Annotated in this window: 21 protein-coding genes; 7 read left to right on the top strand and 14 right to left on the bottom strand. The window is 67.0% G+C overall.

Annotated elements, in window-relative coordinates; genetic code table 11:
- Positions 1 to 683 precede the first annotated feature (683 nt).
- Positions 684 to 1,175 (bottom strand): nickel-responsive transcriptional regulator NikR, encoded by a 492-nt coding sequence (gene nikR / locus QX073_RS18810; RefSeq protein WP_316192831.1) that lies wholly within the window; start codon positions 1,173 to 1,175, stop codon positions 684 to 686.
- 174 nt (positions 1,176 to 1,349) lie between these two features.
- On the opposite strand from nikR, the gene QX073_RS18815 reads away from it, so the two are divergent.
- Together QX073_RS18815 and QX073_RS18820 are read left to right on the top strand one after the other, a co-directional pair.
- On the top strand, positions 1,350 to 3,722 hold the full coding sequence (locus QX073_RS18815; RefSeq protein ID WP_410052376.1) for a TonB-dependent receptor: 2,373 nt from the start codon (positions 1,350 to 1,352) through the stop codon (positions 3,720 to 3,722).
- Positions 3,723 to 4,055: 333 nt separating this feature from the next.
- On the top strand, positions 4,056 to 4,670 hold the full coding sequence (locus QX073_RS18820) for a class I SAM-dependent methyltransferase (RefSeq protein WP_316174269.1): 615 nt from the start codon (positions 4,056 to 4,058) through the stop codon (positions 4,668 to 4,670).
- 101 nt (positions 4,671 to 4,771) lie between these two features.
- Here QX073_RS18820 and QX073_RS18825 read toward each other — a convergent pair whose 3' ends face one another.
- Both QX073_RS18825 and QX073_RS18830 read right to left on the bottom strand, forming a co-directional pair.
- Complete coding sequence (locus QX073_RS18825; RefSeq protein WP_315713457.1) at positions 4,772 to 5,038, bottom strand: hypothetical protein; 267 nt, start codon at positions 5,036 to 5,038, stop codon at positions 4,772 to 4,774.
- 278 nt (positions 5,039 to 5,316) lie between these two features.
- A complete protein-coding gene (locus QX073_RS18830) occupies positions 5,317 to 6,501 on the bottom strand; it encodes an extensin family protein (protein WP_316226157.1) in 1,185 nt (394 codons plus the stop codon).
- A 463-nt stretch (positions 6,502 to 6,964) separates the two neighbouring features.
- Between QX073_RS18830 and QX073_RS18835 the strand changes: the two genes are divergently transcribed.
- Positions 6,965 to 7,735 (top strand): DUF2147 domain-containing protein, encoded by a 771-nt coding sequence (locus QX073_RS18835; protein ID WP_316201733.1) that lies wholly within the window; start codon positions 6,965 to 6,967, stop codon positions 7,733 to 7,735.
- 78 nt (positions 7,736 to 7,813) lie between these two features.
- Here the strand turns inward: QX073_RS18835 and QX073_RS18840 are convergent, their stop codons facing one another.
- Together QX073_RS18840 and QX073_RS18845 are read right to left on the bottom strand one after the other, a co-directional pair.
- The gene (locus QX073_RS18840) at positions 7,814 to 9,181 is read right to left on the bottom strand and encodes an ATP-binding protein (RefSeq protein ID WP_316201732.1); all 1,368 of its coding nucleotides are present in this window, start codon (positions 9,179 to 9,181) and stop codon (positions 7,814 to 7,816) included.
- On the bottom strand, positions 9,168 to 9,938 hold the full coding sequence (locus QX073_RS18845) for a response regulator (protein WP_316201731.1): 771 nt from the start codon (positions 9,936 to 9,938) through the stop codon (positions 9,168 to 9,170). The genes QX073_RS18840 and QX073_RS18845 overlap by 14 nt, the downstream gene beginning before the upstream one ends.
- A gap of 230 nt (positions 9,939 to 10,168) precedes the next feature.
- On the opposite strand from QX073_RS18845, the gene QX073_RS18850 reads away from it, so the two are divergent.
- The 3 genes from QX073_RS18850 to QX073_RS18860 are packed head-to-tail and all read left to right on the top strand — an operon-like array spanning position 10,169 to position 14,930.
- Positions 10,169 to 11,644: an efflux transporter outer membrane subunit gene (locus QX073_RS18850; protein ID WP_316192826.1), complete on the top strand. Its 1,476-nt coding sequence runs from the start codon at positions 10,169 to 10,171 to the stop codon at positions 11,642 to 11,644.
- Between the two features lie 41 nt (positions 11,645 to 11,685).
- The gene (locus QX073_RS18855; protein WP_316201730.1) at positions 11,686 to 12,969 is read left to right on the top strand and encodes an efflux RND transporter periplasmic adaptor subunit; all 1,284 of its coding nucleotides are present in this window, start codon (positions 11,686 to 11,688) and stop codon (positions 12,967 to 12,969) included.
- Positions 12,969 to 14,930 (top strand): MacB family efflux pump subunit, encoded by a 1,962-nt coding sequence (locus tag QX073_RS18860; RefSeq protein WP_315713465.1) that lies wholly within the window; start codon positions 12,969 to 12,971, stop codon positions 14,928 to 14,930. The genes QX073_RS18855 and QX073_RS18860 overlap by 1 nt, the downstream gene beginning before the upstream one ends.
- 46 nt (positions 14,931 to 14,976) lie before the next feature.
- Here QX073_RS18860 and QX073_RS18865 read toward each other — a convergent pair whose 3' ends face one another.
- Genes QX073_RS18865 through cyoA form a run of 7 tightly spaced genes read right to left on the bottom strand, consistent with a single transcriptional unit; the run spans position 14,977 to position 21,923 of the window.
- Positions 14,977 to 15,510 (bottom strand): response regulator transcription factor, encoded by a 534-nt coding sequence (locus QX073_RS18865; RefSeq protein WP_315713466.1) that lies wholly within the window; start codon positions 15,508 to 15,510, stop codon positions 14,977 to 14,979.
- Positions 15,500 to 16,852 (bottom strand): ATP-binding protein, encoded by a 1,353-nt coding sequence (locus QX073_RS18870; RefSeq protein ID WP_315769204.1) that lies wholly within the window; start codon positions 16,850 to 16,852, stop codon positions 15,500 to 15,502. Before QX073_RS18870 ends, QX073_RS18865 begins: the two co-directional genes overlap by 11 nt.
- Positions 16,853 to 16,898: 46 nt before the next feature.
- Positions 16,899 to 17,732 (bottom strand): SURF1 family protein, encoded by an 834-nt coding sequence (locus QX073_RS18875; RefSeq protein ID WP_316226158.1) that lies wholly within the window; start codon positions 17,730 to 17,732, stop codon positions 16,899 to 16,901.
- Positions 17,732 to 18,091 carry a cytochrome o ubiquinol oxidase subunit IV gene (cyoD, locus tag QX073_RS18880; protein WP_315752397.1) on the bottom strand — a complete coding sequence of 120 codons (360 nt, stop codon included), beginning with the start codon at positions 18,089 to 18,091 and terminating at the stop codon, positions 17,732 to 17,734. Before cyoD ends, QX073_RS18875 begins: the two co-directional genes overlap by 1 nt.
- On the bottom strand, positions 18,088 to 18,717 hold the full coding sequence (cyoC, locus tag QX073_RS18885) for a cytochrome o ubiquinol oxidase subunit III (protein ID WP_315752396.1): 630 nt from the start codon (positions 18,715 to 18,717) through the stop codon (positions 18,088 to 18,090). Before cyoC ends, cyoD begins: the two co-directional genes overlap by 4 nt.
- Entirely contained in the window at positions 18,714 to 20,723 is a 2,010-nt protein-coding gene (cyoB, locus tag QX073_RS18890) for a cytochrome o ubiquinol oxidase subunit I (RefSeq protein WP_316226159.1), read from the bottom strand. The genes cyoC and cyoB overlap by 4 nt, the downstream gene beginning before the upstream one ends.
- Positions 20,724 to 20,747: 24 nt before the next feature.
- Positions 20,748 to 21,923, bottom strand: coding sequence for a ubiquinol oxidase subunit II (gene cyoA, locus QX073_RS18895; protein WP_316226160.1), 1,176 nt, complete (start codon positions 21,921 to 21,923; stop codon positions 20,748 to 20,750).
- A 154-nt stretch (positions 21,924 to 22,077) separates the two neighbouring features.
- Here cyoA and QX073_RS18900 point away from each other — a divergent pair, with 154 nt between their 5' ends.
- Positions 22,078 to 23,388 carry an MFS transporter gene (locus QX073_RS18900; RefSeq protein WP_316226161.1) on the top strand — a complete coding sequence of 437 codons (1,311 nt, stop codon included), beginning with the start codon at positions 22,078 to 22,080 and terminating at the stop codon, positions 23,386 to 23,388.
- Between the two features lie 4 nt (positions 23,389 to 23,392).
- Here QX073_RS18900 and QX073_RS18905 read toward each other — a convergent pair whose 3' ends face one another.
- On the bottom strand, positions 23,393 to 25,105 hold the full coding sequence (locus tag QX073_RS18905) for a thiamine pyrophosphate-binding protein (protein WP_316226162.1): 1,713 nt from the start codon (positions 25,103 to 25,105) through the stop codon (positions 23,393 to 23,395).
- A 28-nt stretch (positions 25,106 to 25,133) separates the two neighbouring features.
- Complete coding sequence (locus tag QX073_RS18910) at positions 25,134 to 26,072, bottom strand: AEC family transporter (RefSeq protein ID WP_315825297.1); 939 nt, start codon at positions 26,070 to 26,072, stop codon at positions 25,134 to 25,136.
- Between the last annotated feature and the right edge of the window lie 23 nt (positions 26,073 to 26,095).

A 26,095-nucleotide genomic window follows, 5' to 3' on the forward strand; every position in this document is an offset into this window, starting at 1 on the left:
TGATCTCTGGGCCCCGGCAAAATCGTCCGCGCCGCATCCGCACGTGGCCAATGGTGAATCTAGGATTGACGCTATCTGCCATTGTCCCGGTCGGACCAGGCGCTAGGTGTTTCGCCGACGGCATCCGCAGGCGCATGACCGGGCGCTGGCCCGCCGGCTCTGGGAGCGCTCGGAGCAGTTGCTCGACGCAGCCCCGACGATGTCACGCGCAGCCGTGCGGGCCATCTGATGGGTATCGGAAACATCAGTTGTAGGGTGGGCAAAGTAGCCGCCTGCAGGTCGGTCGCGTGCCCACCATCGCCCCGCGCACGAGAAAGCGGGATGGTGGGCACCGCGCGCGATGCATCACGTATGATCAGCGGCATCGGGGGCGCGCCTTTGCCCACCCTACCCTGTCGCCAACACAAGCGAAGCAGTCAGAGGCGCGGGAAGAGTCTGGATTGCTTCGGCGCAAGAGCGCCTCGCATTGACAGAGAGTGGGCAGGCTCCGCGCCAAAACCTCAACTGTCGTCGCCCGGCCCGACCGAGCGATCCAGTATTCCGCGGCGGCTGTGATGACACGCGACGTCATGGCGTACTGGATGCCCGCCGGAGCCTGCCCTCGGGCTCGCCAAAGGCGAGACCCGGGGGGCGGGCATGACATTGGAGGATTTGGCCGGCAGTGTGCCAAATCTCTTTCTGCTCTACTTCTTACCGCTCTTGGTCGTGTGGGAATGCGAATGGCTATGACTATGGGCGTGGCTATGACTATGCGCGTGCCCGTGGTCATGCGCCGGATCGACCGGCATCATCGCGACGTGGCCGTGGCGGACGCCGCGCTCGGCGATGACGTGGTCGGCGAACGCCTTGACCTCGCGACGCTCGCCCTTGAGCACGGTGACCTCGAGGCAGCTCTCCTGGTCGATGTGGACGTGCAGGGTCGCCTGGGCGAGGCCGGAATGGTCGTGCGCCTCCTGGGTCAGGCGCTTCGGCAATTCGCGCGCGGCATGGTCGTAGACGTAGCTGAGAGTCGCGATGCAGTGGCGGCTGTCGGCGGCGCCGGCATCGGCCGTTTCGAGGCCGCTGCGCAGCAGATCGCGAAACGCCTCCGAGCGGTTGTCGTAGCCACGCCGGGCCATGAAGGCGTCGACCTCGGCCAGAAGATCGTCGTCGATCGTGATCGTCAGGCGCTGCATGTCCCGTCTCCCTGAGCTGCGCGACAAGCGCCTATCCACCCGATGAGTATGATGTTTTCACGTTGACATCATACTGGTGTCACCTTAGCGTTCTTTAACACTCGACATCAGGGCGAACCAAGTGCGCGTGTCGCGGGCCAACGACGGCTCGCGGCAGATGATGACGCACGCCCGATGACGAGACCGAGGGGCGTGACGATGCGGTGGCGTGGGGCAAGTGTTGGCGTGCTGATGGCGGCATTGGCGCAGCAGGCAAACGCCCATCCGGAACGGGCCCCGGCCGAACTGCCGACGGTCGACGTCGATGCCCCCCGACGCGCGGCCAAGCCGAAACCGCAGGTCCGGCGCGAGGCGCAGCGGCCGAAGCCGGGCGCCGCCCGTGCGGCGACGAATGTAACGCCGGCCACCGCGGCGGCGGCTGCACCGTCCGGCGCGCCCAATGTCGGCTCCGGCCCCGCGCGGCCGCAGGGCATGGCGAGCGAGGTCGTGATATCCGGCGAGGAGATCAACGCCCGCCCGGCGACCCGCCCCGGCGAGGTGCTGGAAGCGGTGCCCGGCCTGATCGTCACGCAGCACTCCGGCGAAGGCAAAGCCAACCAGTATTTTCTGCGCGGCTACAATCTCGACCACGGCACCGACCTCGCACTCCATGTCGATGACGTGCCGGTCAACATGCGCACCCATGCCCACGGCCAGGGCTATGCCGATCTCAACTGGCTGATGCCGGAGACGATCGGCCGTGTCGACGTGCGCAAGGGGCCCTACTTCGCCGACGAGGGCGACTTCGCCTCGGTCGGCAGCGTCCATATCGGCGTGGTCGACAGCGTGCCTAAGGCGATCGCGCAGGTGACGGCGGGCAGCTTCGGCTATCGCCGTTTCTTCAGCATGGATTCGGTGCATGTCGGCGATGGCCATCTGCTGATCGCCGGCGAGGCCGGCCGCTATGACGGACCCTGGACCACGCCCGACGACGCCAAGAAGCTGAACGGCCTGATGCGCTATTCGCAGGGCACGGCGACCGACGGCTTCTCGATCACCGGCATGGCCTATGCGAACCGCTGGACCTCGACCGACCAGGTGCCGGAACGCGCCATCACCTCGGGCGATCTCGGCCGCTACGACGCATACGATCCGACGGACGGCGGCAAGACCAACCGCTTCGCGCTGTCCGGCCGCATCGCCGGCACCGACGAGGCCGGCTCGTGGAAGGCCAACGCCTATTTGGTGAAAAGCCAGCTCGATCTCTACAACAACTTCACCTACGCGCTGAACAACCCGACCTATGGCGACCAGTTTCACCAGCACGACGACCGGCTGATGCTCGGCGCCAATGCGTCACGCACCTTGAACGGCAGCTTCGCCGGCCGCCCCATGGAGACGACGTTCGGCGTCCAGACGCGCTACGACGACATCGCGCTGGCGCTGACCAATACGCGTCAGCGGGTGCTGCTCTCCGACATCGATCCCTTGAGCACCGGCGTCGTTCGCGCCGACAAGGTCGGCGAAGGCAGCGTCGGGCTCTATGTCGAGAACACCGTGCGCTGGACCGACTGGCTGCGCACCACGGTCGGCTATCGCGGCGACTATTATCAGACCCACGTCTATTCGCTGACCAACGGCAACAACACCGGCGATGCCGCGGCCAGCCTCGGCAGTCCGAAATTCAGGATGGTGATCGGGCCGTTCGACAAGACCGAGTTCTTCGTCGGCGCCGGCTATGGCATGCACAGCAACGATGCCCGCGGCGCGACCACTACGGACGATCCGGCTGCGCCGGGCACCAGGATCGACTCCTCGCCCCTTCTGGTGCGCACCAAGGGCGCCGAGGTCGGCGTGCGCACGCGCATCGTCCCCGGACTCGACTCGTCGCTGAGCGTGTTCATGCTCAACCAGGATTCCGAGATCCTGTTCTCCGGCGATGCCGGCAACACCGAGGCCAGCCGGCCGAGCCGGCGCTACGGCTTCGAGCTGACCAACCACTATCGCCCGGCGTCGTGGATCGACATCGATGCCGATCTGGCGATGACGCATGCGCGCTTCGTCGGCGACAACACCGACCAAGCGGCGGTCTACGCCTCGCTCGCAGGCTACCCCCAGGCCCAGCTCGGCAATGCGCCCGGCAACTACATCCCCAACGCGCCGGCGATGATCGCGTCGGCCGGCATCACGCTCGGCGAGAAGACCGGCTGGTTCGGCGGTCTGCGCTGGCGCTATCTCGGCTCCACGCCGCTGACCGAGGACAACTACTTCCGCTCCACCCCGACCAGCGTGTTCAACGGCCGCATCGGCTTCCGCGACGCCAATGGCTGGCGCATCCAGCTCGACGTGCTGAACCTGCTCAACAGCAAGGCCAGCCAGATCTCCTACGGCTACGGCTCGCTGCTGCCGACCGACCAGCTCTACCAGGCGTGCTACGGCTCACCGGCCTCCCCGTTGCCGCCCCCGCCGGTGCCGCCGGCCCAGGTCTGCCAGACCGGCGTGATGGACCGCGTGCTGCATCCGATCGAGCCGCTGACGTTCAGGGTGACGGTGGCGGGGACGTTTTGAGGCGGAGCTTGCTAGGTCTCACGCCCTCTCCTCGCGGACGGTGAACTCCCCTCCCCCTTGCGGGGAGGGGTTGGGGGTGGGGGACCACGAGTCCCGCTGTTCGTGATGGAGAGTCGATCTATCAAGAACACTGGAGAATCATCGCGCGCGTCGAACGACCGCAGTCGAACGCGTGAAATCGTTCACGCGTGAAGTGTGCCCCATGGAACGTTCAGCGCGTGGGGACCCCCACCCCCGACCCCTCCCCGCAAGGGGGAGGGGACTCACCGCCGGCTGGGCAAGAGTTCGAGCCGTCACGTGCTATAATGTGTGCCTCTCCTCGGGACCGAAACCATGTCCGACCGCACCACCCATTGGCAGACCGTCTACACCACCAAGGCCGAGACCGAGGTGAGCTGGTACCAGGACGACCCGGCGACGTCGCTGCGGATGATCCGCGAGGCCGGTGCGACACCGACATCGCGGATCATCGACATCGGTGGCGGCGCATCGCGGCTGGTCGATGCGCTGCTCGCGGCCGGCTACGGCGCGCTCGCCGTGCTCGACATCTCCGACGCGGCACTGGCGACGGCGCGCCGCAGGCTTGGCGCGGCGGCGGCCGGGGTGACGTGGATCGCCTCCGACGTCACCACCTGGACGCCGGACGCGCGCTACGAGGTCTGGCACGACCGGGCCGCCTTCCATTTCCTCACCGCGCCTGAGGACCGCGCCGCCTACGTCGACCGCCTGCGCGCGGCCGTGGTGCCCGGCGGGGCCGTCATCATCGGCACGTTCGCGTCCGATGGTCCGGAGAAGTGCAGCGGACTGCCGGTCGTCCGCTACGACGCCCACGGACTGGCCGCTGCGCTGGGTCCTGCTTTCACGCTGGAGGACAGTTGCACCGAGGTGCATCGCACGCCATGGGACTCGACGCAGCAGTTCCAGTTCTGCCGCTTCCGCGCCGGTTAGAGCATGATCCGGAAAAGTGGAAACCGGTTTTCCGAAAAGATCATGCTCAAACAAGGAGATGAGATCATGATGCGATTCCGTGGAATCGCATCATGATCTAGTCAGCAGCACAGAGGCGGGCCATCCGACACGACGAGAACCTCGGTGTCGGCATCCTCGCTGCGCGCGGCATCCTCCGCTCCACCAGCCGACGTCTCGCTCTCCGGCGGCGTGCGCCAGGGAATCGGCTTCGGCGGCATCCGCTCCAGACGCTGTGCATCGGCGACGGCGCGGCGTGCCGTCTTCAGCGAGCGGCAGACCAGCACGGCCTGCTCGGCGGTGCCGACCTCGAAGCCCGCCCCAATCGCCTTGATGCGATACGATGCCATCTCCGCCTCTCCCAATCCGGCAGCAACCAGAACCCCGCGCGCCTTGTTCCTGGCGACTGTGGCAGGTCTAGTGTCGGCCAAAGGCGGACGGCAAAACTGGTCAACGGACTCCTAATCCGCAGCGCGTGACGTCGGGGTTTCCGTTTCGGGGCGGGACAGAGCGCGGTCAGGCGCGGCTGACGGCGAAAGAAATCCACAGCCGCGCACAGGAATGGCGAATGGCGAGCAGGTGATCGTCCCGATCTCGATTCGCTACTCGCTGTTCCCTATTCGCCCTCTCAATAGTCCCGGAATTCGTCTTCCTCGTTGATCAGCTGGCCGATGCTGCGCGGCTGCTTGCGCGACGGGATCGAGCTGGTCACGTCGGGCTCGCGCTGGCCGTAGCCATAGCGCCGCTGCTGCGCACGTGCCGCCACCGCCTCGCCGGATTGCGCGGCTGGCTGGCAGATCATGCGGCGGCTGGCGCGGCGCATCAGGTCCACATGGATGTGGTCGTAGTGATAGACGTTGGAGCCGGGCGCCAGCACGGTGGTGAACTGCTGGCACGCCCCGCCCTGGATGTCGCGCAGAAAGCCCTGCTCCTCCGGCAGGCCGATCCAGCCGTCCTTGACGCTGATGCGGCGGCCGTCGGCGAGCGTGAAGGCGGCGATGTCGAGCGCGTTGCCGAAGGCATGCTCGGAAATGTGCGCGCTCGGATTGCCGTTCATGCCGCGGCAGGAATAGGCCGAGATCTGCTTGATCTCGACGACCTTGGTGCCGAACCAGCGCTGGGCTGCCGGCTGCACCGACTCCGCGATCCAGCGGTCGAGTGCCGAGACGATCGGACAGGCGAGCGTCGCGGTCGGCTTCACCGCGACCGGGCCGACGGTGCCGACCGGATCGCGCGACGGTCCGAGCCGCGGCGGCGGTTCCTGCTGCGGATAGGCGGTGCGAGCGCCCGGCTGACCGCCAGAGGGCGAATAGGCCGCGTCGGCCGGCTGATTGACGTCGTCCTCGCCGACCGGCGGCTCGAGCTGCAGTGGCGCGCCGGGAGGGGCGCCATAGGACGGCGATGCCGGACCCGGATAGGCCGCGCTCGACGACGGATAGGCGGGCTGCGGCGCCGCCTGTGGCTGATAGGTCGCGGGCGGGGCGTAGCGTTGCGGCGGCTGGTTGATCGGCCAGCGCGGCTGGCCGCCGATCGCGGCCGGCGGACGCAGGCTTTCATCGGCGAAGCCATAGCTCGTGGTCGCTTCGCCGAGCGCTGCCACCTTCAGCGGATAGTCGGCGCCGCACATGCCGGGGCCGGAGATCGGATTGATGCGGACGATATCCGCGCTCTCCTTCACCGCGCCAGATTTCAGGCAGGCGATCTCGGCCTCGGCCCGCCACGGCTCGCGCTCCTGGAAGAATCCACGGCCGCAACCCGCAAACGAGACAAGGACGATGGAGCCGACGAGATACAAACGAACTCCGCGCGTCATATGCAGAGGTTTGCGGCAATTTGCTTAAGGACCTGTCAATGCCGTCCATTTACGGCGCGCAAACCATCGTGACGTGAAAGGCAGTCCATTTACGGGGAAGCGACAACCGCGCTGTCTTTTTTGCCGATGCCGATCGGATATGTGTGGCGCGCGCTTTGCGGAGCAGGCGTCAAGCGCGAGCGCACGCCAGGTGCGCGAGATGCGAAACGGGAGCGGTCCCATGAGCCTTGCCGATCGGCTGAGCATGGTGGTCACGTATGTCGTGTTTGCATTCGTCGGCGCGATCATCGTCGGGATGATCTGATCGCTGCGATCCGACCTCGATCGATTGACGGGCCGCGGTGGGCCGCGTGCGGCCCCAGCCGCATTGGCCTTTCGGCTGTGACCCTTGTCACAGATCGCGCCGTCACCCGCGTCTAAGAGTTCCCTCCAGGTTCACGACGCCGTCCGAGGGAGCTCATTCATGAAGACCGTGTATCTGGCCGCAGCAGCCGTTCTGATCGCGAGCAGCGCCGCGCAGGCCGGCAGCTCGATCGCGTTCAATTTCGACGGACACAAGATCCGCGTCACCGTGCCGCGCAACTGCCAGTCGCTGTCCTGCCTGCAGGTGTCCGGCATCGACCTCAGCGGGCTGAAATCATCCAAGCTCGACGATGACGATGCGCCGGCAGGCAGCGCGCCTGCGGCCGGCGCTCCGGCCCCCGCGGTCGCGGCGCCCGTGGCGGCTCCGCCGGTCGTCAACGCGCCGGCGCCCGCCGCCACCGCGCCAGCCGCGGCCGCGCCAGCCCCCGCATCGCCCGCTTCCGCTGCGCCATCCACGACCGTGCAGATGCCGGCGGCGCCGGCGCCGGTCGCGGCGACCGCGCCTGCTCCACAGCCAGCCCCGGCACCCGCGCCGGTCACGGTTGCCGCGGCGCCTGCCGCAGTTCAGCCGGCGCCGGCAGCCGATCCGAACTCGCCGCTCGGGCTGTGGGCCACCGAGGGCGGCAAGGGCAATGTCGTGATCGAGCCGTGCGGCGCCAACATCTGCGGCTTTGCCGAGAAGACGCGGGAGAAGATCCTGATCAACATGAAGCCGAAGGACAGCAAATGGGTCGGCCGCATCCACGATCCGGACGGCGGCGGCAACTACGACTCCACCGTGGTGCTCAAGAATCCGAACACGCTGCGGGTCCAGGGCTGCGCCTTCGGCGGCCTGTTCTGCGGCGGACAGACCTGGAAGCGCGTGAGCTGATTGCCGTCCCTCGACATCGGCGAACGCAAAGGCCCCGCCGGGATCAGCACCGGCGGGGTTTCCTCCTCGTGGCGTCTGCTACGCCACCTTGGCGGGGATCGCCGCGGGCATCGCGAGGCGCAGCGGCAGCGACAGCCGTACCCGCAGGCCGCGCGGGGCGTTGGGCATCAGCGCGATGCCGCCGTCATGCTTCTTCATGATCTCCTGCGCGATCGACAGGCCGAGGCCGAAGCCGCCGGCGGAGCGCGCCTGGTCGAGCTTGACGAACGGCTCCAGCGCCCGCGCCTGCAGCGCCTGAGGAATGCCCGGACCGTCATCGGCGACCTCGATCGCGATCATGCCGTCGGCCAGGGTCGACAGGCTGACCACGACCTCGCTGCCATGCTTGACCGCGTTCTCGACCACGTTGGTGACGGCGCGCGACAGCGCCCGGGCCCGGCCCTCGCAGACCAGCCGCGACGGTCCATCGAAGGTGACGGCGTGGCCGACATCGGCGAAGTCGCAGCAGATCGTCTCGAGCAGGCTCGCCAGCTCGATCCGCGCCGGCTGCTCCGCCTTGGTGTCGTCGCGCAGGTAATCGAGCGTCTCGTCGAGCATGCGGCTGACCTGGTCGATGTCGCGCAGCATCGCGCTGCGCATCTCGCCCTGCCCGATCCGCTCCGAGCGCAGCCTGAGCCGCGTCAGCGGCGTGCGCAGGTCGTGGCTGATCGCCGCCAGCATCCGCGTGCGGTCGTCGAGCAGCGCGCGGATGCGCGCCTGCATCTCGTTCAGCGCCTCGGCGACCTGGGCGATCTCCCTGGGCCCGCGCCGGCTCAGCGGCTCCTGCGCGCCCGGCGAGCGGCCGAATGCGGCCGCCGCGCGCGCCATCTCCGACAGCGGCCGGATGATCGCCCGCGCCGCGTAGATCGACAGCAGCACGCCCAGGATCAGGATGAGAAACAGGAACACCGCCGTCGGCTTCAGCACCATCGACCAGAATTCGAGGCGCGGCACGTCGTCGAACACCAGCGCACGCTCGCCGTCGACCTGGACGATGATCTGGGTCGGCGGCGCCGCGCCATAGCCGACGCCGTGGAGCAAGGTGACGTCACGCAGCACGCTGAGCTGACGGCGAGCCAGCCGCGAGGTCCATGGCACGTCGCTGACCGGCTTGGCGAGCAGCGTCAGCGAGGTCAGCGGCACCAGCTCGACCTGGATGCCGGAGCTGCGCAGGCTCGACAGGCTGCTGTCGACGGCCACGGGATCATTCGTGGCGCGGACGAAGTGCACCGCCTCGGCGACGCGCGCGATGCCGTAGGCCGGCGATTCCTGCTCGTCGGGCGGATCGAGAAACAGCAGCGCGGCCGCGATCATCAGCACCATGCCGAACAGCACCGACAGCGACGCCAAGGTCACGATCTGCGTGGTGAGGCCGAGGCGCGGGCACGGCTTGTTATCTGGCGTCATCGATGGTCTCGACTCTTGGCGTGAAGACGTAGCCGCCGAGGCGCACGGTCTTGATCAGGGTCCAGCTCCTGGCGCCGGGCTCGATCTTCTGGCGGATGCGGCTGATGTGAACGTCGATGCTGCGCTCGACCGGCCCGGCCTGCCCGCCGTGCGCCAGCTCGATCAGCTGCTCGCGCGACAGTACGCGGCCGGCATTGCGGCAGAACGCCAGCAGGATGTCGAACTCGGCGCTGGTCAGCGTGATCTTGACGCGGTCGGGATCGAACAGCGTACGCGTCGCCGGCTCGATGCGCCAGCCGTCGAACGTCATCGGCGCCTGCCGCGCCGCGATCACGGCCGGATGCAATTGCGACCGGCGCAGCAGCGCGCGGATGCGCGCCACCAGCTCGCGCGGATTGAACGGCTTGACGACATAGTCGTCGGCGCCGAGCTCGAGGCCGAGGATGCGGTCGATGTCCTCGCCCTTCGCCGTCACCATGATGATCGGCACGGTCGAGATCTGACGCAGGCGGCGGCAGATGCTCATGCCGTCGTCGTCCGGCAGCATCACGTCGAGCATGATGAGGTCGACCTGCTCGCGCTGCAGGAGGTCGTTCATCGCGGCGGCGGAGGATACGAAGCGCGGCGCGAAGCCGTGTTCCTGTAACAGCTCGGTGAGCAGCGCCGCAATCTCCCGGTCATCTTCGACGCAGAGAATGCGCGCGGCTGCCGGCATGTTTGCGTCTGCGGCCACGACGGTATTGTGTGACGACATCATGCGCGGAACATGGTCGATTTTGGTCGAAAAGAACAGCCCGAAGCGGCGCGCGATCGTGGCGAAAGTAAGCTGTATTGTTAAGGCGGAAACATTTCTTCACGCGACTTAACCCTGCGCAATCGTTAACCTGCCTAGGCTCTGCGCATCAAACAAACACCAACGGGGAAGTCCTGCGGCGTGGCCGACCAGCCGGCGCGGCCTCCTTTCGAACCGCGATAGTATCAGCCGCCGTGAAGCCCGTTTTGCTCGCACTCTGCCTCGCCACGCCGCTGCTCGCCGGCTGCGCCGTCGGCCCCGATTACGTGACGCCAGAGTTCGGCGTGCCGAAGCGCTGGAGCAGCGACCGCAATCGGCCGGCGCAGATTCTGAAGCTCGCGCATTGGTGGCGCAACCTCAACGATGACCTGCTCGATCAACTGATCAGCGAGGCGGTTGCCGGCAATCTCGACGTCGCCGCCGCCAAGGCGCGCATCCGCGAGGCGCGGGCGACGCAGCGCCAGGCCGTCGGCGCGCTGTTTCCCACGGTGAGCGGCACCGGCACCGCGACGGAGACCCGCAGCGCCAGCAGCTCGACAAGCGGCATCGCGATCGCTCCGACCACCTACAGCCAGTACCAGGCCGGCTTCGATTCGAGCTGGGAGCTGGATCTGTTCGGCGCCAACCGCCGTGCGGTCGAGGCCGCGACCTACGGCGTCGATGCCGCCGAGGACGATCTGCGCGCGACCTTGCTGACGCTGGTCGGCGACATCGCCTCCAACTACATCGATGCCCGCGCCTACCAGGCGCGCGCGGCACTGGCGCGGCGCACTGCCGCCTCGCAGCGCGAGACCGCGGCGCTGACCGAGCGCAAGCAGAATGCCGGTTCGGCCTCGGCCGTCGACACCGCCAAGGCGAGCGCGCTGGCCGCCAGCACCGAAGCAACCATCCCGACCTATGAGAGCAGCTATCAGCAGGCCGTGCACCGGCTCGGCGTCCTGCTCGGCCGCGACCCGACGGCCCTGAATCTCCGCCTGTCGCGCGCGACACCGATCCCATCGCCGCGCCTGCCGCTGCCGAAGGGCATCCCGGCCGACGTGCTGGTCATGCGGCCCGACGTGCGCAAGGCCGAACGGCAGGTCGCGCAGTTCACCGCGAAGATCGGCCAAGCCACCGCCGCGCTGTACCCGGATGTCAGCCTGACCGGCACGGTCTCGACCACGGCGCTGAAGCTCGGCGATCTCGGCAAGAGCTCGACGATCGGCTGGTCGATCGGCCCGAGCGTCTCGGTGCCGATCTTCAACGGCGGCAAGCTGCAGGCCGCCGTCGAGGTCGCGGAAGCGCAGCGTGACGAATACCACGTCGCCTGGCGCAGCGCGGTGCTGAGCGCGCTCGAAGACGTCGAGAACGCCATCGTGAGCCTCGGCCAGGAGCGCATTCGCATCCGCAGCCTGAGCGAGTCGGCGCGGCGCTATGGCGAGGCCGCGCGGCTGTCGCGCTCGCTCTACCAGACCGGCTCCAGCACGTTCCTCGACGTGCTCGATGCCGAGCGCTCGCAATTCACCGCCGAGGACAGCCTGCTCGCGAGCCGCGCTACGCTCGCGAAGAACTACGTGGCGCTGGCCAAGGCGCTGGGCGGCGGTTGGACCGCAGCGATCGACAGCTCGCTGCCCGAGGTCGTCGACAGCGGCACCGGCCCGCATCTCGCACAGGCCGTCGCGCCCAAATAATCTACGATCTGAACTTCAAAAAGTGCCTCCGAAGTGATCCGATGAACGCACCCTTATCCTACATGCCCCGACCGGTCGCGGTCGATGGCGGCCTCGCGCCGGCGCCGAAGCCGAAGCGGCCACGCCGCTGGCCGCTGCTGATCGCCGGAGCGCTCGTCGTTCTGGCCGCCGCGATCGTGCTGGTCATGAGGCTGACCAGCAATCCCAACGCCAATCTCGTCACCGCGCCCGTCACGACCGGCGACATCGAGCAGACCGTGCTCGCCACCGGCACGCTGAAGCCGGTCAAGCTGGTGGCGGTCGGCGCCCAGGCGTCGGGACGGCTGGTCGCGCTCAACGTCAAGCTGGGACAGAAGGTCAGGGCCGGCGATCTGATCGCCGAGATCGACTCGCTGACGCAACAGAACACGCTGCGCACCAACGAGGCGAGCCTGCGGAGCGTACGGGCGCAGCGTGACGAGAAGGTCGCCACCCTGGCGCTGGCCGAGGCGAACCTGGCGCGGCAGCAGGTCACGCTGGCGCAGAAGGCCTCGTCGCGCGCCGACTACGACAGTGCCGAGGCGACCGTCAAACAGACCCAGGCCCAGATCGCGCAACTCGACGCGCAAATCGTCGAGGCCGAGGTCGCGATCGAGACCGCGCGCGTCAACCTCGGCTACACCAAGATCACGGCCCCGATCGACGGCACCGTGCTGTCGATCGTCACCCAGCAGGGCCAGACCGTGAATGCGGTGCAGTCGGCGCCGACCATCGTCGTGCTCGGCCAGGTCGAGACGATGACCGTGCGGGTGGAGATTTCCGAGGCCGATGTCGTCAAGGTCAGGCCCGGACAGAACGTCTATTTCACCGTGCTGGGCGAGCCCGATCATCGCTACGAGGGCACGCTCGGATCGATCGAGCCGGCGCCCGAATCGATCAAGAGCGATTCGAGCTTCTCGTCGAGCACGACGACCACGTCGAGCAGCAGCTCGTCCTCGTCCACCACGTCCTCCGCGATCTACTACAACGGCGTGTTCGACATCGCCAATCCGGACGGGCGGCTGATGACCTACATGACGGCCGAGGTTCACATCCTGCTCGGCGAGGCCCGCAAGGTCCCGACCATTCCGTCGTCCGCGCTTGGCAACGCCAATCCCGATGGCAGCTACACGGTGCGCGTGCTGACCGGCGCAGGAACGCTGGAGAAGCGCACCATTCGCGTCGGCCTCAACAACAAGATCCGGGCCGAGGTGCAGTCCGGCCTGCGCGAGGGCGAGCGGGTCGTGATCTCGGCGCCCGAGGAGGGCACGAAGCGAACCGTGATGCCCCCGCCCGGAGGCGCGTGATGACGGAGGTCCTGATCGACCTGCAGAATGTCGGGAGGCGCTACGCGTCCGGCGAAGGCACGGTCCATGCTTTGCGTGGCGTCGACCTCCAGATCGCGCGCGGGGAGATGGTGGCGATCATCGGCCAGTCGGGCTCCGGCAAGTCGACGCTGATGAACATTCTGGGCTGCCTCGACCGCCCGACATCCGGCAGCTACCGGATCGCCGGCCGCGAGATGGGCTCGCTCGATCCGGACGAACTGGCGGCGTTGCGGCGCGAGCATTTCGGCTTCATCTTCCAGCGCTACCATCTGCTGGGCGAGCTCAGCGCCGCCGACAATGCCGAGGTGCCTGCGGTCTATGCCGGGCTCGGCCCGGCGGCACGCCACCGCAAGGCCGAGGCGCTGCTGCAGCGGCTCGGCATGGGCAGCCGTACCGACCACAAGCCGGGTCAGCTCTCGGGCGGCCAGCAGCAGCGGGTCTCGATCGCCCGCGCGCTGGTCAACGATCCCGACGTGATCCTGGCCGACGAGCCGACCGGCGCGCTCGACCGCGCCAGCGGCGAGGAGGTGCTGCGCATCCTCGACGAGATCAGCGCCTCCGGGCGCACCGTCATCATCGTCACGCACGATCCGAGCGTCGCGCAGCGCGCCCGGCGCATCATCGAGATCGAGGACGGCCGCGTCATTTCAGACCGGCTCAATCCGCGGACTTCGGAACCCGCGCCAGCCGCAGCGACCGAAGACCACGCAGCGCAGGCGGCGTCGTGGTGGCGCAGCCAGCTCGACCGTTTCCGCGAGGCCGCGCGGATGGCGCTGCTCGCCATGAATGCGCACCGGATGCGCGCATTCCTCACCATGCTCGGCATCATCATCGGCGTCGCCTCGGTCGTGCTGGTGCTGGCGCTCGGCAAGGGCTCGCAGGCCAAGGTGCTGAAGGACATCAACCGGCTCGGCACCAACACGCTGGAATTCTTTCCCGGCAAGGATTTCGGCGATACGCGCTCCAGCAAGATCAGGACGCTGGTGCTCGCCGATGCCAAGGTCATGGCGCAGCAGCCTTATGTCGATGCGATCTCGCCGACGGTCTCGACCACCAGCACGCTGCGGTTCGGCGCGATCGAGGTCAGCGCCCAGATCTCCGGCGTCGGCGAGCAGTATTTCCGGGTCAAGAACACCGAGCTTGCCGAAGGCAGCTATCTCGATGCCGATACCGTGCGCTCCTACGCCCAGGACGCCGTGATCGACGACAATGCGCGCAAGGCGCTGTTTCCCGATCCCGACGTCAGTCCGCTCGGCAGCGTGGTCCTGATCGGCAAGGTGCCCTGCCGCGTCGTCGGCATCACCAAGCAGCAGCAGGCCGGCTTCGGCTCCAGCTCCACGCCGATCGTGTACCTGCCCTACACGACCGTGCAGGCGCGCTTCCTCGGCAACCAGGTGCTGCGCAGCATCAGCGTCCGCGTCGACGAGGCGACGCCGATGGCGGCGGCCGAGCGTGCCGCAACGGCGCTGCTGACGGCGCGGCACAATGCCAAGGATTTCTTCGTCCTCAACACCGATGACATCCGCAAGACCGTCGAAAGCACGACGCAGGTGCTGACACTGCTGGTGGCGGCCATCGCCGTGATCTCGCTCTTGGTCGGCGGCATCGGCGTCATGAACATCATGCTGGTGTCGGTGTCGGAGCGCGTCGGCGAGATCGGGGTGCGCATGGCGGTCGGCGCCCGCCGCAGCGACATCCTGATGCAGTTCCTGATCGAGGCGGTGCTGGTCTGCCTGCTGGGCGGTGCGCTGGGCCTTGCGCTCGCGGTCGGCTTCGGCACGGTCTTCAACGCGCTCGACGTCGGCTTCCAGCTGATCTATTCGCCGCTCGCCATGGTCGGCGCCGCCGTCACGTCGATGGCGATCGGCATCGGCTTCGGCTACATGCCCGCCCGCAGCGCCTCACGGCTCGATCCGGCAACGGCTCTGGCAAGGGAGTAGGTCGGAACGAATGAGCTCCACTCCTCCGGACAACAACCGGATCGATCTACTTCACCGGGCGCTTCTCCAGCTTGCGCGCCAGCGTCCGGCGATGCATGCCGAGCCGTCTCGCAGCTTCGGAGATGTTGAAGTCGGTCTCGATCAGGGTCTGGTGGATGCGCTCCCATTCCAGGGTCTTGATCGAGGTGGAGCGCTCGGCCAACGCCACTTGCGCGTTGCCCTGCGCCTTGCGGAACGCCTCCTCGATGTCGTCGGTGTTCGACGGCTTGGCCAGATAGTGGCAGGCGCCGAGCTTGATCGCCTCGACAGCAGTGGCGATGCTGGCAAAGCCGGTCAGCACCACGATCAGCATCTCCGGATCGTGCGCATGCAGCTTCTCGACGCAGACGAGGCCGGAAGCCCCGCCGAGCTTGAGATCGACGACGGCATAACCGAACGTCTTCTCCTTGAGGATCTCGTCGACGTCCTCGAGCGAGCCGGCGACGACGGCCTCGTAGCCGCGCCGTTCGAACGAGCGCTTCAGGGTGCGTGCAAAACCGTCATCGTCCTCGACGATCAGGAGGGACAGGTCATTCGCCATCGCGCTCTCCAATGACAAGCGTCGACAACGGCAGTGACAGCCGGACGGTCGCTCCACGTCCCCGGTGGTTCCAGGCGGAAACGCTGCCGCCCAGCTTGCGGATCACGTTGACCACCAGGAAAAGGCCCAGGCCGCGGCCCGGGCGGCCCTTGCTCGACTGATAGGGACGTCCGAGTTGCCCCAGCATCGCCCGATCAAAACCCGGCCCGCGATCGCTGACGCTGAGCAGCAGCTGATCACCATCTCGTTCGACCACGAACTCCACCCACTCGCGCGAGACTTCGAACGCGTTGTCGAGCACGTTGACGATCGCCTGCTTCAGGGCGACGTCGGAGACGATCGCCGGATCCGAGCCGAACTCGTTGCGGAACATCAGATTGCGCGCCGAGCGCGCCGCGCTCCATTCGGCGACCAACGTCGTCAGGAACGCCTTCAACGTCGTCGGCGCCGAGCCTTCGCCGCGCGCCTGACCGGCCGAGACCAGGATGTCAGTCACGATCGACTTGCAGCGCTGCACCGCCGCTTCCATTTCGGTGAAATCCTCCGCGAGCGTCGGATCGGCAGAGATCACGGTCATGCGGCGCCAATCGTTCAGGATGACCGAGATCGACGCCAGCGGCGTGCCAAGCTCATGCGCGGCGCCTGAGGCGAGCAGGCCCATGCGGATGATGTGATCCTGCTCGACGGCGTGCTGGCGCAGATCGGCGAGTTTGGCGTCGCGCTCGCGCAGGTTCCGGTTGATGCGGGTGACGAAGACGACGAGCAGCACGGCGTCGAGCATGAAGCCGACGAACATGCCGGTGATGTGCAGGGTGAAGGCATCGCTGACATGATGCTGCGGCAGTTGCAGCGGGCGGTACTCGATGGTGAGCCAGATGAAGCTGAGCACCGTCAGCGCGACCAGCGACCAGGACGAGCGCGCGTCGAGCAGCACGGCCCCCAGCGTCACCTGCAGCAGATAGAGGCACGTGAACGGGTTCGACGCGCCGCCGGTGAGATAGAGCTCCGATGTCAACGCCACCACGTCGAGCATCAGCGCGATCAGCAAATGGCGATTGCCGACGTCGTCGCGCCTGCGCAGCCAGATATGGCTGGCGATGTTGAGCGCCACCAGCGCGCAGATGATCGCCGCCATCGGCAGCACCGGCAGCGCAATGCCGAACCAGGTGGTCACGAAGCCGATGGTGACGATCTGGCCGACCACGGCGATCCAGCGCAGCTGGATCAGCAGCACCATGTTCTTGCGGTTGGTCGCGTCCTTGGTCGGCAGCGGCGCGTTGATCTCGGGTGTGGCGATCGCGGCCACGACTCCGAACGGCAAATTGGGGGCCTCGCTGCTCATGAGGGCCCGTCCGATCTCCGCCGGCAGAACGGCAAGCGTCGATCGCTCAAGACGCCGTCCCGCATCCACCCATGTCCTGCCGCTGCTGATCCCATTCCACATCCTGCGCTGCCGGCGCGCCGGGCTCACGCTGCGCTCGGCGGAGCCGCTGCAGCCCGGCGCCGGCCAGCATGAGGGCCAATGTAAACCAGGTCAGCGCGTAAACCAGATGGTTGTTCGGAAACGAGATCACGGTGAGTCCGCCGATTGGAAGTCCGCCAGGATTCGGGGTCGCATCGGCATCGACGAAGAATGGTGCGACGTCGGACAGACCGCGCGCCGCCGCGATCGCCGCGACGTCACGTGAATACCAGCGATTCCCCGCGGGATCGTTGCGGCGGAGGAAGCCGCCGCCAGGCTCGGAGATCCGCAGCAATCCGGTCACGTTGACTGCGCCATCCCGGTTCCCCGCGCTGCGGCTTGCGGGGTCGCGGCGATCCGCGGGCACGAAGCCACGATTGACGAGCACGGCGCCGCCGGCGGTCTGCAGCGGCGTCACCACCCAATAGCCGGAGCCCTCGACCGTCAGCGCCTGGACCAGCGTCTCGCGGTCGTTGAGGAAGCGGCCGCTCAACGTTATCAGCTTGTACTCGTCGCTGCTGCGATCGATGGCCGGCCAATCCGCCGGGCTCGGCGCCGGCACGGGCGCGGCATGAACGCGGCGCTCGACGCGATCAATCAGGTCGAGCTTCCAGGCCCGCCGCTCGATCTGCCAGACGCCCAGCGCCAGCAGCATCGCGACGCAGGCAACCCACGCCGCAACGATCGCGAGCCGCAGCGCGCCGGATCGCCTGCGGCTGGCCTCGTCGCGTTCCCCTGCCCCGTCGGCAGGAGCTGACATCACGGCGTCTGGCCCATCTCGTGCACCGGCATCATGTTGGTGGTCAGGTGATGCATGACCCAGAGCGAGCCGCTGAGCGCGATCACCACCATGATGATGGTGAAGATCAGCGCCATCATGGTCCAGCCGCCCTCGGCCTTGGTGTTCATGTGCAGGAAGAAGATCATGTGGACGACGACCTGCACGGCCGCGAATGCCATGATGATCAGCGCCGTGGCCTGCTTGTCGAGCGAGCCGTTCATGACCAGCAGAAACGGAATCGCCGTCAGGACGACGGAGGCGCCGAAGCCGATCAGTTGGCCCGAGCGCGTGCCGGCATGGTCGTCCGCCGAACCGTGCGCGTGTGCATCAGAGCTCATCGAAGCATCCCCATCAGATAGACGAAGGTGAAGACACCAATCCAGATCACGTCGAGGAAGTGCCAGAACATGCTGAGGCAGACCAGCCGGCGGCGGTTAGCCTCGATCAGGCCGTGGGTCCCGACCTGCACCATCAGGGTGACCAGCCAGACCAGACCGAACGTCACATGCAGGCCGTGGGTTCCAACCAGCGTGAAGAACGACGATAGGAAGGCGCTGCGCTGCGGCGTCGCGCCCTCATGGATCATGTGCGCGAACTCGGTCAGCTCGATGCCGAGAAAGGCGAGGCCGAACAGCCCGGTCACCACGAGCCAGGCCTGCATCGCGCCAATGCGGTTCCGCTGCATCGACAGCATCGCGAAGCCATAGGTGAGCGACGACAGCAGCAGGAACGAGGTGTTGACCGCGACCAGCGACAGGTCGAACAGATCCTTCGGCGCCGGCCCGGCGGCGTACCTGGCGCCGAGCACGCCATAGACGGCAAACAGGATCGCAAAGATGAGACAGTCGCTCATCAGATAGATCCAGAAGCCGAGCATCGTGCTGCTGCCTTCGGGATGCTCGTGCTCGTCGACGACATAGAAGACCGGCTCCCCGGCCTTCATCGTGCCCATCGCAACGGTCATGACTTGGCTCCTGCCACGAGCAGCTTGGTGCGCGCGCGCTCGACGCTTATGACCTCATCGGCCGGGATGTGGAAGCTGCGGTGATAGTTGAAGGTGTGGCCGATCGCGACCGCGAGCAGCGCGACGAAGCTGCCTGCCGCCATCCACCACATGTACCAGATCAGTCCGAATGCCATGGTGGTGCTGAGGCCCGCCAGAATCACGCCGGTACCGGTGTTGCTCGGCATGTGGATCGCCTTGAAGCCGGCGAGCGGACGCGCGTAACCGCGGCGCTTCATGTCCCACCAGGCGTCGTTGTCGTGGACGACGGGCGTGAAGGCGAAGTTGTAGGCCGGCGGCGGCGACGACGTCGCCCATTCCAGGGTGCGCGCATTCCAGGGATCGCCGGAGACGTCGGCGAGCTGCTCGCGGCGGAGGATGCTGACCGCGATCTGGATCAGGAAGCTCGCGATGCCCAGCAGGATCAGGAACGCGCCGATGCCGGCGATGATGAACCATATCTGCAGGCTCGGATCGTCGAAGATGCGCAGCCGACGGGTCACGCCCATCAGGCCGAGCACGTAGAGCGGCATGAAGGCGAAGTAGAAGCCCACCGTCCAGAACCAGAACGACATCTTGCCCCAGAACGGATCGAGCCTGAAGCCGAACGCCTTGGGGAACCAGTAGGCGATGCCGGCGAACAGGCCGAACAGCACGCCGCCGATGATCACGTTGTGGAAATGCGCGACCAGGAACAGGCTGTTGTGCAAGACGAAGTCGGCCGGCGGCACTGCAAGCAGCACGCCGGTCATGCCGCCGATCACAAAGGTCAGCATGAAGGCGACCGTCCACATCATCGGCAGCTCGAAGCGGATGCGGCCGCGATACATCGTGAACAGCCAGTTGAACATCTTCGCGCCGGTCGGGATCGAGATGATCATCGTGGTGATGCCGAAGAACGAGTTCACGCTGGCGCCGGAGCCCATCGTGAAGAAGTGGTGCAGCCAGACCAGGTAGGACAGGATGGTGATGACGACGGTGGCGTAGACCATCGAGGTGTAGCCGAACAGCCGCTTGCCCGAGAAGGTCGAGGTCACCTCGGAGAAGATGCCGAAGGCCGGCAGGATGAGGATGTAGACCTCCGGATGGCCCCAGATCCAGATGAGGTTGACATACATCATCGGATCGCCGCCGAAATCATTGGTGAAGAAGTTGGTTCCGACGTAGCGATCGAGCGACAGCAGCGCCAGCACCGCCGTCAGCACCGGGAAGGAGGCGACGATCAGCACGTTGGTGCACAGCGAGGTCCAGGTGAAGACTGGCATCTTCATCATGGTCATGCCGGGCGCACGCATTTTCACGATCGTGCAGATCAGGTTGACGCCGGACAACAGCGTACCGACGCCGGCGACCTGCAGGGCCCAGATGTAATAGTCGACGCCGACATCCGGACTGTAGGAGAGGTTCGACAACGGCGGATAGGCCAGCCAGCCGGTGCGCGCGAACTCGCCGACGAACAGCGAGCACATCACCAGAACGGCGCCCGACGTGGTCATCCAGAAGCTGAAATTGTTGAGGAACGGGAACGACACGTCGCGGGCGCCGATCTGCAGCGGCACAACGTAGTTCATCAGGCCGGTGACCAAAGGCATCGCCACGAAGAAGATCATGATCACGCCGTGCGCCGTGAACACCTGATCATAGTGGTGCGAGTTGAGATAACCTTCGGAGCCGTTGAACGCGATCGCCTGCTGAAGGCGCATCATCAGCGCATCGGCGAAGCCGCGCAGCAGCATGACGATGCCGAGCACCATGTACATGATTCCGATGCGCTTGTGGTCGACGGTCGTGAACCACTCCTTCCAGAGATAGCCCCACAGCCGGAAATAGGTGATGGCGCCGAACAGCGTGAGGCCGCCGAGCGCGACCATCGCGAAGGTGCCGACGATGATCGGCTCGTGCAACGGCAGCGACTCCAGCGTCAGCCGGCCGAAGATGAACCTGGTGAGATTGGCAGTGTCGAACATGATGTGACCCTCACGAATCCGACGTCACGAATCCGATTTGGAGGTTGTCCCCGTGATGAAGGTGGCCTTGGACGGCCGCAGCAGGCCGGGCCGCTCCAATCCACGGCCCTGCAGCGGCGTCCAGTCGAGCGGCGCCAGGACCGTCGGCGAGGAATCGTCGGCCATCCGCGTGACCTGATCGCCCGGCAGGCAGACGCCGCCGGCAACGAAGCTCGGCTCGGCGCCGAACACGGCGCCGCGGCCGGCGAACTTGTCGTAGGCGAGCGGCAGCGTGTTGCGGACGCCGGCCATGCCCATGCCGCCTCTCGCGTCGATCGCCATCATCTCGCTCATGCACATCTTGCCGGGCTCGACGCACATGTTGAGGATGGCGCGAAACAGGTCGCTATCCACCGATGCGTAGTAGCGGACTGGCTCGTTCGCGCTGGGACGCTCCAGCTTGAGATAGTCCGGCTTGCCAAGCCCGGCACCGCTGGCCTTGGCCTTCTCGATCCAACCGGCGAATTCGACATCAGACAGGCCATGAAAGGCAAAGCGCATGCCGGAGAAGCCGGCGCCGCTGTAGTTCGCCGAGAAGCCGCGATAGACGCCGGGCTTGTTGATGACGGCGTGCAGCCGGCTCTGCATGCCCGGCATCGCATAGATCTGGCCGGCGAGCGCGGGGATGTAGAACGAGTTCATCACCGACGACGAGGTGATCCTGAAATCGAGCGGCCGGTTCACCGGCGCCGCAAGCTCGTTGAGGCTGGCGATGCCATATTCGGGATAGATGAACAGCCACTTCCAATCGAGCGCGACGACGTTGACCTCGAGCGGCTTGTCCTGCGGCGTCACCGCGCGCTCGGCGGAGATGCGTCCGAGCGTGCGATAGGGATCGAGCAGATGCGTGCCCATCCACGTCACCGCGCCCAGGCAGATGATGATGAGCAGCGGCGCCGCCCAGATCAGAAGCTCGAGCTGGGTGGAGTGATCCCAATCCGGCGTGTAGGCCGCCGCCTGGTTCGACTGGCGGTAGCGCCAGGCCACGATGGCGGTTGCCGCCATCACCGGCACCACGATCAGCAGCATCAGCACGGTTGCGATGATCACGAGATCGCGTTGCTGGGCGGCCACGTCACCGGAGGGCGAGAGCACGACCAGATTGCAGCCTCCGAGCGCGAGCCCCAGCGGCAGCAGTGCCAAGAATTTCCAGTAACGCACGCTCAACCTCGTCGCACGGCGGATCTCTGAACGAGGCCTCACGTAGCGACCGGACGACACGGCCGACATTGGACAATTTGTCCAATACCGGAGCGGCGCCGAGGACGACAATTACGGGGCGACAATAGAGTATGAGAGGACTGCAGGCAGCGCGATGACACAGGCAGCGGCGATCGCCGACGGCGAAACCCATCTCTCCCGCACGCATGAGGCGCATCCGGGCGAGATCGCGATCGGCGTGATCATCGGGCGCACGTCGGAGTTCTTCGACTTCTTCGTCTATGCCATCGCCTCGGTGATCGTATTTCCGCGCCTCGTGTTTCCGTTCGCCGACGAGCTGACGCAGACCCTGTATTCGTTCGCGCTGTTCGCGCTCGCCTTCATCGCACGCCCGTTCGGCAGCGTGATCTTCATGGCGATCGACCGCCGCTACGGCAAGAGCGCCAAGCTGATCACCGCATTGTTCCTGCTCGGCACCTCGACCGTCGCGATCGCGTTCCTGCCGAGCTACCACACCGTCGGCGCCGCGGCGATCTGGCTGCTGGCGCTGGCGCGGATCGGCCAGGGCCTCGCCTGGGGCGGCGCCTGGGACGGCCTCGCCTCGCTGCTCGCCATGAATGCGCCGGAGCACCGGCGCGGCTGGTATGCGATGATCCCCCAGCTCGGCGCGCCGCTCGGGCTGATCGTCGCCAGCGTGCTGTTCGCGTTCTTCGTCGGCTATCTCTCCGCGGCCGACTTCTTCGACTGGGGCTGGCGCTACCCGTTTTTCGTGGCGTTTGCCATCAACGTCGTGGCGCTGTTCGCGCGGTTGCGCATGGTCGTGACGCCGGAATATGACGAGCTGTTCCAGTCGCGCGAATTGCAGCCGGCACGCGTCGCCACCACGATTCGGCACGAGGGTCGCAACATCGTGATCGGCGCCTTCGCGCCGCTGGCGAGCTTCGCGCTGTTCCACATGGTGACGGTGTTTCCGCTGTCCTGGGTATTCCTGTTCACCAAGGAGACCCCGGCGCGCTTCCTGATCATCGAGGCCGTCGGCGCGGTGTTCGGCGTCGTCGCGATCGTGGTGTCCGGCATGCTGGCCGACCGCATCGGGCGCAAGTCGCTCCTGATCGGCTCGGCGATCGCGATCGCGGTGTTCTCCGGCTTCGCGCCGCAACTGCTCGACGCCGGCCCGGTCGGCGAGACCATCTACATGGTGCTCGGCTTCATCCTGCTCGGCCTGTCGTTCGGCCAGTCCTCGGGCGCGATCGCCGCCAACTTCGCGCGCACCTATCGCTACACGGCCTCGGCCCTGACCGCCGACCTCGCCTGGCTGTTCGGCGCCGGCTTCGCGCCGCTGGCGGCATTGGTGCTCGCCGCCAATCTCGGCCTGATTTCGGCCGGCGGTTATCTCTTGTCCGGCGCCGTCTGCACCCTGCTCGCGCTTTGGCTCAGCGCGCCGCGGCAGATGCAGCAGGTGTAGGGCGCTACGAGCCCCGCCACTTGCGTTCGGCCTCGTCCCACGCCGCGAGCGGCTGCAGGTCCGGCACCCAGGCGAGTCCGGTCTTGGCGTCGGACGAGACCGCCTCCGGCGTCACCACCATGTCGAGTAGCGCCGGGCAGTTGGCGAGCGCGCGCTGGATCGCAGGGCCGAGTTGCTCCTCGGTCTCGACGCGCTCGGCATGCATGCCGAAGGCGCGCGCCATCGCGGCGTGATCGGCAAATTGCAGCCTGGTGCCCACGACCTTGCCATGGGTGACGGTCTGGTCGTGGACCTCGATCTGCCAAGCGCCATTGTTGGCGACAACGATCAGCACCGGCGCCTTGTGGCGCACCGCGGTGTCGACCTCGATCGCGTTGAAGCCGAAGGCGCCGTCGCCGGTCGCGACCACCACGGGCTTGTCCGGAAAAGCCAGGCTCGCGGCGATGCCATAGGGCACGCCGATGCCGATGCAGCCGAACGGGCCGGGATCGAGCATCAAGGGCGCGCTCAGGCCGACGCGGGCAAAGGACAGGAAATCGCCGCCGTCGGTGATGACTACGGCGTCGTTGCCGATCGCGTCCTGGATGGCCGAGAGCACGCGATTCGGATGCAACCGGCCATCGGAGCCGGCCGGCGCCGTCGCCATACTCTGCTTCAGCTTGGCCGCGCGCTCCTGATGCGCGGCCCGCAGTCTTGCGGCCCATTGCCGATCGACGGCCGACTCGCGGTTGCCCGCCAGCCCCACCATCGCGCGCAAGGTCTCCGCTGGTGTCGCCAGGATCTCGGCCGCACCGCGGCGGTTGTCGCGCAGCTCGCTGACGATGTCGCTGATGCGGACGAATTTGGCGTCCTTGAACACGGCAGGCGAGCCGTAGGCGAGCTGGAAGTCGAGCCGGCGGCCGACCGTCAGCACCACATCGGCATCGCCCATCACGGCGCCGCGCATCGCGCCGACAACAGACGGATGATCATCGGGCACCAGCCCCCTGCTCTCGCCGGTGTCGAGATAGACGGCGCCGAGCCGGTCGAGCAGCGCGATCAGCTCAGGGCCGGCGCCGCGCGCGCCGCGGCCGGAGATGACGAGCACGCGGCGCGCCGACCACAACAGCTCGACCGCCTTCTCGACCTCGGCCGGATCAGGCCGCGCTGCCGCGCGCGGCTTCGGCGCGAGATGCTCCTCCAGTTGCAGCGCCTTGGGCACGATGCCGCGCAAGGTATCCACCGGGAAATCGATAAAAACGGGCCCGGGCTCGCCGCCGTCGCCGAAGGCACGGGAGATCGCCTCGTCGAGCTCCTGCAGCACCAGCGACGGCTCGCGCACGGTGCGCGCATAGCGCGTGATCGAGCGCACCAGCTGGGTGTGATCCATGTCCTGCAGGCCGCCGCGGTTCTCCTGCGGCCGCGGATTGCCGCCCGAGATCACCAGCACCGGCGCGCGCGAGACATGGGCATTGGCGATGCCGGTGATCGCGTTGGTCATGCCCGGCCCGGCGGTGACCAGCGCGACGCCGAGCTCGCCGGTGAGCTCCGCATGCGCCTGCGCCATGTGCACGGCGGCGCGCTCGTCGCGCACGTCGATGATGCGGATGCCTTCCGCGTCCAGCCGCATCCAAATCGGCATGATGTGGCCGCCGCACAGCGCGAACACGCGGCTGACGCCGCGGCGCTTGAGCAGGCGGGCGATCAGATCGGCGGCACTGTCGGGAGAGATCTTCATCTGACGACTCCTGCGGATGGTGACGTGATCAGCCCGGCGCGAGCCAGGCCACGAGCAGCGAGACAGTGAGGACGGCGAAGATGTGTGAAACGAGAATCGAGCCGGAGGTGACGCCGGCCTCCAGGCCGTAGAGCTTGGCGATCGTGAATGGTCCCGAGCCGATCGGCAGCGCGCTCAGGATCACGGCCGAATGCGACCACAGCGGCGGCATCGAGAACACGTGAAAGGCGAGCAGCGCGGTCACCGCCGGCTGCATCACGAGCTTCAGCGAGACGAGGATGACGATCGAGGTCGCATCGCGCGTCGCGACGCGCTCCTGTGCCAGGAACAGCCCGATGCAGACCAGCGCGGCCGGCGAGGCTGCGCCGCCGAGCAAGGTCGTGAAGCTGAGGAACGGCGCCGGCAGTGAGAATCCGCTGAGGCCGACCGCGAGCCCGGCGACGGGCGCGATGAACAACGGGCTGGTCAGCAGCGAACGGGCCACCTTGGCGACCGTCGCGCCCAGCGTGGCGCCCTTCTGCAGATCCATCTCGACGACCACGATCGCGAACAGGAACAGCACGCAGGCCGTGAACAGGGTGGCGATGATCGAGGCCGGCGCGCTGTCCGGACCGAACACCAGGAGGCACATCGGAATGCCCATGAAGCCGACATTGCTGTAGCCGGCGTCCAGCCCCTCGATGCTGGCGTTCGCAATGCGCCGGCCGCGCAGACGGCTGATCACGAAGCCGGTCGCGAACGTCGCGGCGATGCCGCCGCAGAACGCGCCGATGAAGCCGAACTGGCTGACCTGCTCGACGCCGATCTTGGACATCGCGGTGAAGATCAGGGCCGGCAGCGCCAGATAGACGGCAAAACGGTTGAGATTGTCGGTCGCGGTGCGATCGAACACGCCGAACCAGCCACACAGGAATCCGGTCAGGATCAGCGCGAAGATCGGAAGGGCGGAATTGAGGACGGCCTGCATCGCAACTACATATCAGACCGTAA

The organism is Bradyrhizobium sp. SZCCHNS3052, assembly GCF_032484495.1.
Classification (GTDB): domain Bacteria; phylum Pseudomonadota; class Alphaproteobacteria; order Rhizobiales; family Xanthobacteraceae; genus Bradyrhizobium.